The sequence below is a fragment of the Inquilinus sp. genome (genome assembly GCF_057815775.1).
In genome coordinates, this window is the sequence record NZ_JBYRFX010001002.1 from 1 (window position 1) to 8,698 (window position 8,698).

Here is an 8,698-nt window from a genome sequence, read left to right on the forward strand (position 1 = left end):
GATGGCGTTGCCTGCAGCAAAGCCGATGACCGCCCATCTGACGATGAGGAGAGAGCGAAGTGACATTGTCTTTCCCGGCCAAGTTGTGAGCTGGATCCGCTGGCGGAGCCGGACGGCTGCTGCCTATCCCACGGCGGAGCCATCCCTTCCGGGACTCCGGGACCACACCACGTCATAGCGCTTGTCGTCGAAGCGGTTCTTGAAGAGCACGGCGCTCAAAGGAGCTGCCCAGCTCGGGTCGTCAAGCCGGATGGTGTAGTAGGCAGGCCGCCCAGTCTCGTGCTTCTCCCAAGCAGCGCCGATCTCCGCGTCACCCGAGAAGGCAAGCAGATCGGGAGCCCGAGCGTTACCGTCGTCCTGCTCCGGGTTGGGAACGAGGCGGACTTCGATCTTCACTGTCAACGTGCTGATCTGGCCCTCAAGGATCTCATCCTTACGGGTGAACATACCGATTCTCTGCATGGATGCTCCTTTCTGCTGGAAGTGGTCCGATCCTGCTTGCCCACCGATTGTCGTTGCACGGCAGGAGGGGATGATTGATCGATCGCGGCCCGCGGCCGCCCGACACGCGCACAATCGCCAGTGCGTACAGGCCTGCAATGCGGACGAGAGCAAGCGCGCGCCGTAGTCATCTCGACCAGACCAGTTCGAAGCGGTCTGGGTCGTCATCCGCTGGATACAGCGTCGCATTGATCGGTCGAGAGAGGCTGGCGTCATCGATTCTGACGTCGAAGTACGCGACACGGCCGTTCCGCAGTCGCGCCCAGGCGGCTCCGATCTCGACCTCGCCCGCATATATCAACAACGCAGGTGAGATCGGCGAGCTGTCGGCGCGAGGATTTGGGACAAGCCTGATGTATTGTTTGAACTGTAGAGTTATTACCTGCCCCTCCACCAAGTCTCCTTGTCTGCGGAGAGTTCCGATCGTTGCCATGGAAAGTCCCTGTCGTTCGGATACCGCGTGTCGACTGCGCGACTTCAACGGATGATTTACGAGCCGTAGGGGAGAGGACGCGGCAGGTACAGGGGGGAGGACGGTCCGTTTCATGTCTCCTGCCTCCGGTCAGATTCGGAAGCAAGGCGCGCCGGCATGGATACCGATTCGACTGCCTTCAGGTCGCGATACCAGCCATTCACGCGGCACCGGCGGAGCCTCGCGGAGCGAGGGGCCAGTTCTGGCGCCGCTGGCGGCGACATGGATCCGTTGGGGTAGCCCCAGGCACCCCCTCTTGAGAATGTGAACTCGGGACCAACGGCTCATCAGTAGTAGATCCGACCTGAGTTGTAGGCGTCGCTCTGGCCAGGCGAGATGGTGATGCTGATGAACCGACCGCCCTTCGGCTTCGAGACCTGCTTGTAGCGGTAGAGCGTCACCCACTGGTATCGGCAGTCGCCGTTGCGGCCGTAACTGCCGATGCATTGGTACTCTTTGTAGAGAGTTTTCGTGTAACAGGCGGCGCTGCCGGCGGTGCCGAACGGGAAGCTGTAGTTGTCGGGCAGGTCTTGATAACCGTTCTCGTTGCCACGATCTTCAACGGCTAGGGTCAACCCTTCGTCGCAATAGTAGTGCGTGCCTTGGCTATAGCTGAAGTCCTTGAACTCACTGCCATCACTTGTGGTGCATGTGCCGATCGGCGACTTGCCCGCAAGCAGGCGCTGAATCATGTAGGTGTAGGAGGCGGAGCAAACGCCCAGGCCGTCGTCCGGGAACCCGCCTGGGATGCAGAGAAGCAAGGCGCAGTCGAGGTCGACGCCGTCCTTCTCCTGGGCCGAGGCGGTGCCGGCGCCGGCGCCTGCGAGCATGAAGGCGGCGAGGATCGCCGCGAGAATGGTCCTGCAGATCACCTCAACCTCCATTCTGCTGGATGAGAGGGGTCGGAGCCGTTGTGGCGTTCGGCAACGGCCGGACGACCACCGCAGACGGGCGCCGGCGTGCCGGCGTGCGTGAACGCTGCGGCGACGCGAGACCGTCGAGTGACTGGAACGAGACCCGGGATACCGGCGCGCGCTGGAAGGTGTCGCGCAGGTTCGAATAGTAGGGCTGGGTTTCCAGGTCCTCGTAGTCGGGGTATTTCGAGGAGCAGGCCGTTAGGCCGAGCACGGCCATGGCGAGAAGCAGCGGACGGATCATTGGCCGCCTCCGGTCCGGTCGAATGTCACGAGGCGCAGGGCGTCGTCGACGATGAGCCGACGGCCCTCTCCGAGGATCAGCAGCAGGGCACGGGTGGCGCTGGTGGTCTCGTTGGGCTTGGCGAAGGCGAGCGGCGAGACGGGCTCCGCGGCGAGACGCGGCGCGGCCTTGGGGCACTGCTTGCAGAACAGGACCAGGCTGTAGCCGCTGCCGTCGAGGAGGTATTCCGCGGCGTCGCCAACGGTGTAGGCGTCCGGAGGAAGCGTCATCCGGACGGTCTGCGATCGCAGATCCGGCTTCGCCGGCTTGATGGCCGAGACCGGTCGCGCGCCTGGCGGCGCGGCGCAGGCGCCGAGCAGAGAGGCGAGGATGGCCAGGATGGGAAGTCGGCCCATCATCGGCGCGGCCGCTGGAAGCTGTAGCGCTCCGGGGATCCCCAGACAGGCGCGATGGTCTCGCGCATGAAGAAGATGTTCACCGGGGCGCCGGGCCGGATTTCGACGGTGGGGACCAGCTGCGTGTACCGCTCGATGATGGCCTTGCCGTTGTCGCTGAGGGCATTGATGGTCGTGTCGCTGATCCGCGACGCGTTGTCGGCACCGAGGGCTTCGGCGATGACCGAGGGCAAGGCATCGGCGATGGAGCTGCCGCCGATCGCCGCCGCCTGGACGTCGAAATGGTAGTCGACCTTGTCCTGCACACCGGCGATGCCCGTGCCGTCGAGCTGGTACTGCCCGATGAGCGGGATGGTGCGGGAGTCGGGCAGGACGATCATCAGCGGCGTGAAGATTAGCCGGTTGTTGATCGGCTCGTTGGGACCGGCGGCACACTGCGAGATCCCGACGAGGGTCGATCCGGTCGGCGCGATGACCGCGCTGCGATCGATGTTCATCAGCGGCTGGCTGAGCGTCGCCCGCCACGGCCCCGGATAGTCGGAATTGGCCGTCATGTTGACGACAGCCGAGGCGATTGTGCCGACGGCGATCTTGGCCGTCGGCCCGGTGTAGCCCAGGGGCAGCGCCGAGACCGGCTCGAAGCCGGACGGCTTCGTCGTGTCGACCGACGATTGGTCCTCAGTACGGTATGGTTGCGAGGACGGCGCCGGCGACGTGCTGTCGCGATCGGGCCGGCTGGGGAGGTTCTGGGGATCGAGCGGCGGCCCTGCCTGCTCCTTCAGCGCACCTTCGATTTCGCTGCGGAGGCTGTCCAGCTTGTCCTGAGCGGCCGCCATCGCGGGCGTGAGGAGGACCAGGCCGACAACAGCGAGATGAAGCGGTTTCATTTCTGCTGTCCCTGCTGCTGTATCCGGCGGTTCAGGTCCTGGATCTGCCGGTCGAGGTCGTCGGCCCTCTGCTGGTTCGGCGGTGCCGAGGCGACGGTCGTCGGCTGCTTCGCCGGCGCCGACTTGACCGACATGCTCTTGCGAAGCTCCTGCATGGCGTCGATTTCGCCCTGAGCGAGCGAAGGGGCGGCCGTTGACGGGGCGGGTGCCGTGTCCTTCGGGCGCTGCTGCTCGAACTGCTGCAGGAACGTGTTCTGTGGATCCGGGGCCGGGGCTTCAGCCTTCGGGCTCGGATCCGCCGATATTTGCTTCGGGCTCTGCAGCGCCATTTTGATGCCGACGCCGCCGATCACGATGGCCAGGCCCACACCGACGACGATCAGCCCACGCTTGATGTGGTCGGGTTTGGCCTCGGCCGAGGTCTGCTCCGGAATGGGCTCGACGGTCATGGTCAGAGCTTCCGGTCGACGCGGGCCAGAATGCCGGCGAAGCGGAGTTCGATCCGCTCATGCAGCCCCTGGATCGTGTAGACGCCCGTCAGGTCGTCGTAGGAGTAATTCAGCGCCATAGTCTCGTCGCCCTGGATGGCGACGACGGCCGGGGCGCCGGCAGCGTCGCTGAGGATCCGGACGTAGGTGTTCCGACCGTCATCGAACGCGGCCGAGATCTCGAAAGGCGGCGGCAACTTCGAGTACCCCCAGGAATAGGAGGTGTTGACGCTGTATTTGAACGCCGAGATGGCGTCCCGCGCCTGTTTCGAGGCGGTATCGGACAGGGCGCTGATCGTCGCTTGCTGCTGCCGATTCAGATCGGCCGTGCGCTTGCGCTGGTCCTCGCGCTCGATCTGGAGGCGCCGGCGCTCGTTGGTGAGAGCGACACGCTCGCTCTCAAGCTCCTGCAGCCGATCGGCCGTGCCCGGGATGGTGCGGGTGTCGGCGACGGACCAGCAGGTCGTGGGGGGCACGTCGCCGGCGATGTCGAACACGAAATCATAGGACCGGCCATCCTGGGTCAGGACGGACACGCCGGCGGTCGAGCCGGCGATCGTCGTCGTCTTCGGCCGAACCCAAAGGGACCGGGCTCCCGTCGGCGCGGTGAAATCGTCCCACAGCGACGGCGCGGAGTTGGAGACGTCGGCGATCGGCGACGGGAAGTTGACCCGGGTCGCCACCTGAGGGTGAGCGGCCAGGGTGATGCGGAGATCGGAGGCGACATCGAGGGTGCCGCAGGCGGCATAGACCGGATCTGATGGCTTGGCGGATGCCGGCGCCGTCTGTGCCTGGCTGGCGCCGGCGGCGAGGGTGGCGAGGATCGCGGTGGTGAACAGGGCAGAGGCGCGCATCAGGCTTTGTCCTCCCTTTCGTCCTGGGAGATGATTTCGATGGAGAGGGGATTGACGGCGAGGCGGTCGAGATTGGGGCCCTGCGATGCCTCGCTCGCAGGCCGCAGTGTCCATTCGAGGGACACGATCTGGTTGGTTCGCGACAGAAGGCCGCCGCCGGCGTCACGCTGGGTGACGGTGATGAAGGCCGCGGTCTTGTAGATGGCCGCCTGTGACCCCTGCGCCGGCTTCAGCAAGGTATTGTCGAGGCCCCGGACGTTGACCTGCGCCCGAGCGCAGGACACGCAGGCGACGGCGTCCCGGGCCTTCTCGGCCGCCTTGAAGTCCGTCAGAAACTTGCTGGCTTCGATCGGGCCGAGGAACGTCGAGGCGTTGCCGTAATCGGTGTCGATGGTCTTCGGCTCGACCCGGAACCGCCAGGTCAGATAGTTGGTGAGCGAGCCGTAAACCGCCTTGTCGAAATAGCGGTCGGCCTGGCCGCCGTCGTCCAGATATTCGGCATAGCCGTCGCCGTTCGGAGTGAGCTTGACCCAGGCGACGCGCACGTTGTTGGCGTAGTGGTCGACCACTCGGACATAGGCGAAGGCCAGGACGAGGACGGCCACGGCAAGGAGAAGGACGAGGATCAGCAGCGCATTCCGCGTCCGGCCACTGCGCGCGAGCGCCGTGGCGGTCCGCGTGCGCGCCAGCTGGTCCTGAAAGGTGCTGTCGATCACGATGAGATCCCCCTGGAAACGATGGTCGTGAGGGTTCGAGAAAATCCGGTGGAGAGGGCGGCGCCGGCGCCGGCCCATGCGGCGGCGACCCGTTGGACCTGGAAGATGGCCACGGTCCCGGACAGGATGATTGCCGTCACCAGCGCCCGGGCGAGGAGCCCGGAAACGACCGTCTGGCCGATGGTCGGAGCGTTGAACTGGATGTTGAAGGCGAAGGCGATCAACAGGACGTTCGCGATCATCACCGCGTTGACGAGCAACACGAAGATGGCAAGCGACATGATCTGGCGCAGCCAGCCCGCGAACACGAATTCCAGCCTGCCCGCCAGCAGGAAGGGCAGGGTGACCAGACCGATGATCTTCAAGGCGAAGAAGTAGATGATCGGCCAGATCGTCGCCCAGGCTATCGCGAGGAGGTAGGCGGTCTGGACGAAGAGGAAGGCGACGACGAAACCGGCAGATGCGGTCCCATCGGTGCCGCCCAGCGCGCTCCAGCCAGCTTCCTGGTCCCGGAACTGGATGTTGGTGACGATCTTGTAGAGATAGGCCGTCGGGGCGAAGGCATCGTCGCTGCCCAGCGTGGCGGACTGCAGCAGGGCCGCGATGGAGTAGGGCGTCCAGCTGACGACGGTGACCACCACGGCGTAGGTCACGAAGATGCCCATGACGAAGCCGGCATAGATCAGCCGGCCCAGGGTCTGGGTCGCGGTTGCGCGCTGGAAGACATAGAGGGTGATGACGCCGGCGAGGTACAGGGCGCCGATGGCGACCATGAACATCATGCCGAGCCTGAAATACCCGCTGCCCTGCTGGACCAGGTTGATGAGCTTGCCGGCGATGTTCTCGTTGAAGCGATTGATCGTGGCCGTCCAGGCAGCGATCGAAGCGAAATTCCCGGTCGTCTCGGACTGGCCGATGCCGGATCCGCCGCCGCCTCCCGGGATGCTCGGCGCCCCGGTCTCGGGCGAGGCGTTGCCGGTGATGTCTTCGACATTATGGCCGGCGCCGCTGACCAGATATTTGCAGATCGACGTGCCGTTGCCGTCCGTCGTCTTGTTCGGCCCGTCGCAGCTGTAGCCGTTGCGGATGAAGTTATCGAGCTTCCCGCCCGTGCCGCATCCGAATTGGCAGGCCATCAGGATCGAAGATTCCGTGATGGTCGTGCAGACGCCGTTGTAGCAAACCTCGTGCCCGATGGCGGAGGTCAGCCCGTTGCGCTGCGCCTTCGCCCATTCGTCTTGGGCGTATTTCATATAGGCGTCGACCTGTGCCTTCGGGTCGTTCAAGAAATCCTGCTGGGATCCGCTGTAGTATTGCTCGAATGTCCCTGGGCAGAACTGGAAAGCACCGACGCATCCGTATTGATTGGTCGAACCCCAGCTCCCTTCGTTGACGGTGACCGACGACAGGTAGGGCGCAAGGTTGGGCGGAACCCCAACCGCGATCAGCTCGTCCACGGGCACGGCCGCCGCCGCCACGTTGTGGGCGATCAGCAAGCCGAGGAGGGCCTTCCAGAAGGTGCGCCACATGGTGCGGCCCTCGGTCAGGGAAGATCCACGACGCGATCGCAGGCGCGCAGCGCCTTCAGATCACGGCGGACGGCGAAGAAGTTCGGCGAGGCGCAGAGCTGTTCGCTCTCAATCAGCACGCGGCGCTTGCCGGCCTGGTCCTGCAGCACGACGCGGACGGGGCAGTCCGAAGGTGTGTCGCAGAGCCCCCGCCCGACCAGCTGCGAGATGACAATGGTGCCGCGGTCGGTGTGGTAGGTGCCGGCGAAGATGTTGGGGGCGCCGGCGACGACTGCGGCGAGGTCCCGATCGGACCAGATGTCGAGCGGATCCCCGCTCGTCGCCTGGGCGATCTTCTTCAGCTGCACATGGTCGAAGACAGGATCCTGTGCCCGGGCCGAGGCGGAAAGCGCGACCGCGGCCGAGAACAGGATCCCGAAGGCAAGGAGTCGGCAGGCGGTCATTTCGTGAGGCCCTTGGTGATGGCCATCGCCGCCGTCCGCGCCAGGCCTGACGAGAGGGCGTCCGAGCCGGTCCAGGCGGCAGCAATCCGCTGCGCCTGGAACAAGGCGACGGTGCCGAACACGATGATGGCGATGATGAGGGCCCGGGCGAGGAGGCCGGAGACGATGGTCTGGCCAAATGTGTCGGCCGAGAAGGGGAGATTGAAAGCGAACGCGATGAGCAGGACGTTCGCGATCATCACTGCGTTCACCAACAGCACGAACAGCAGCAGCATGAAGAATTGCCGCAGCCACCCGTAGAAGACGAATTCGAGCTGCCCGGCGAACAGGAACGGGATGGTGATGAAGCCGATGATCTTGAGGGCGAACAGATAGATGATCGGCCAAAGAGTCGCCCAGGCGATCGCGAGGAGGTAGACGGCCTGGACGAAGAGGAAGGCGACGGCGAACATCCCGCTGCTGAGAGCGGTATCGATCTGCCCGACGATGTCATACCAGGCGGTGTCGCTCTGGAAAGTGACGTTGGTGACGACCTTGTAGAGATAGACCATGGGCGCGAACGCATCGTCCGAGCCCAGCGTGGCCGTCTGCAGCGTCGTCGCGATGGCATAGGGCGCGGCGCTGAAGGCCCGCACGACCTCGCCGTAGGTCACGAAGATGGCCATGACGATGGCCGTGTAGACGATGCTACCGAGGAGCTGAGGCCAATCCTTGCCCCGGAAGACGTAATTGGTGATGGCAATGACAAGGTAGATGGCGGCCAGCGCGGTCATGAAGACCATACCGATTTTGTAATAGTCGCTGCCGAACTTCGTGATTTCGGCGATCTTATCAGCGATGTCGTTGTTGAAGCGGTTGATCGTCGCCGTCCAGGCGCCGACCGTTTCGAAGTTGCCGGTTGTGTCCCCATCGGCAGCCCGGGCCGCCTGCGCCTGAGCGAAGGCGAAGAACCCGAGGGTCGCCAAAGAGAATCGTCGAGCGTTCGCTGCCGAGGGCATGCGCGGGATTCCGTCGCTGGTGAGAGGGTCAGTTGAAGAGAGAGTTGAACTCTTTCAGGGTGTTAGTGACGCCGTCGAGCGGCCCTCCTGATGGTGCGGCCGGTCGTTGCCCGGCCCTGCAGTTGACCTGATGGCAGACCTCGCTATCCGGGATGTGTGAGGCCCCCAGATAGATGCCGGCGCGGACTCCGCGCCGGGCCAGGATGTCGTGGACGCATCGGTATTCGAACTAGATGTCCTCGCGGGACACCTCGCCG

General features: G+C 64.7%; 12 protein-coding genes. All 12 read right to left on the reverse strand.

Features of this window, described 5'->3' with window-relative positions:
* Nucleotides 1-123 precede the first annotated feature (123 nt).
* Nucleotides 124-462 (reverse strand): DUF736 domain-containing protein, encoded by a 339-nt coding sequence (locus AC3XYG_RS35850; protein WP_489144678.1) that lies wholly within the window; start codon nucleotides 460-462, stop codon nucleotides 124-126.
* A gap of 166 nt (nucleotides 463-628) precedes the next feature.
* Nucleotides 629-1,048, reverse strand: coding sequence for a DUF736 domain-containing protein (locus tag AC3XYG_RS35855; protein ID WP_489144679.1), 420 nt, complete (start codon nucleotides 1,046-1,048; stop codon nucleotides 629-631).
* Between the two features lie 212 nt (nucleotides 1,049-1,260).
* Nucleotides 1,261-1,845, reverse strand: a complete 585-nt coding sequence (locus AC3XYG_RS35860) for a hypothetical protein (protein WP_489144680.1) — start codon at nucleotides 1,843-1,845, stop codon at nucleotides 1,261-1,263.
* Nucleotide 1,846: 1 nt separating this feature from the next.
* On the reverse strand, nucleotides 1,847-2,131 hold the full coding sequence (locus tag AC3XYG_RS35865; protein ID WP_489144681.1) for a hypothetical protein: 285 nt from the start codon (nucleotides 2,129-2,131) through the stop codon (nucleotides 1,847-1,849).
* Nucleotides 2,128-2,529, reverse strand: a complete 402-nt coding sequence (locus AC3XYG_RS35870; protein WP_489144682.1) for a hypothetical protein — start codon at nucleotides 2,527-2,529, stop codon at nucleotides 2,128-2,130. Before AC3XYG_RS35870 ends, AC3XYG_RS35865 begins: the two co-directional genes overlap by 4 nt.
* Complete coding sequence (locus tag AC3XYG_RS35875) at nucleotides 2,526-3,413, reverse strand: TraB/TrbI/VirB10 family type IV secretion system protein (protein WP_489144683.1); 888 nt, start codon at nucleotides 3,411-3,413, stop codon at nucleotides 2,526-2,528. Before AC3XYG_RS35875 ends, AC3XYG_RS35870 begins: the two co-directional genes overlap by 4 nt.
* Nucleotides 3,410-3,862 carry a hypothetical protein gene (locus AC3XYG_RS35880; protein WP_489144684.1) on the reverse strand — a complete coding sequence of 151 codons (453 nt, stop codon included), beginning with the start codon at nucleotides 3,860-3,862 and terminating at the stop codon, nucleotides 3,410-3,412. The genes AC3XYG_RS35875 and AC3XYG_RS35880 overlap by 4 nt, the downstream gene beginning before the upstream one ends.
* Nucleotides 3,863-3,864: 2 nt before the next feature.
* Nucleotides 3,865-4,755 (reverse strand): TrbG/VirB9 family P-type conjugative transfer protein, encoded by an 891-nt coding sequence (locus AC3XYG_RS35885; protein WP_489144685.1) that lies wholly within the window; start codon nucleotides 4,753-4,755, stop codon nucleotides 3,865-3,867.
* Complete coding sequence (locus AC3XYG_RS35890) at nucleotides 4,755-5,471, reverse strand: hypothetical protein (RefSeq protein WP_489144686.1); 717 nt, start codon at nucleotides 5,469-5,471, stop codon at nucleotides 4,755-4,757. The genes AC3XYG_RS35885 and AC3XYG_RS35890 overlap by 1 nt, the downstream gene beginning before the upstream one ends.
* Complete coding sequence (locus tag AC3XYG_RS35895; RefSeq protein WP_489144687.1) at nucleotides 5,468-7,000, reverse strand: hypothetical protein; 1,533 nt, start codon at nucleotides 6,998-7,000, stop codon at nucleotides 5,468-5,470. The genes AC3XYG_RS35890 and AC3XYG_RS35895 overlap by 4 nt, the downstream gene beginning before the upstream one ends.
* A gap of 14 nt (nucleotides 7,001-7,014) precedes the next feature.
* Nucleotides 7,015-7,443 carry a hypothetical protein gene (locus AC3XYG_RS35900; protein ID WP_489144688.1) on the reverse strand — a complete coding sequence of 143 codons (429 nt, stop codon included), beginning with the start codon at nucleotides 7,441-7,443 and terminating at the stop codon, nucleotides 7,015-7,017.
* Nucleotides 7,440-8,441 carry a hypothetical protein gene (locus AC3XYG_RS35905; protein ID WP_489144689.1) on the reverse strand — a complete coding sequence of 334 codons (1,002 nt, stop codon included), beginning with the start codon at nucleotides 8,439-8,441 and terminating at the stop codon, nucleotides 7,440-7,442. Before AC3XYG_RS35905 ends, AC3XYG_RS35900 begins: the two co-directional genes overlap by 4 nt.
* Nucleotides 8,442-8,698 lie beyond the last annotated feature (257 nt).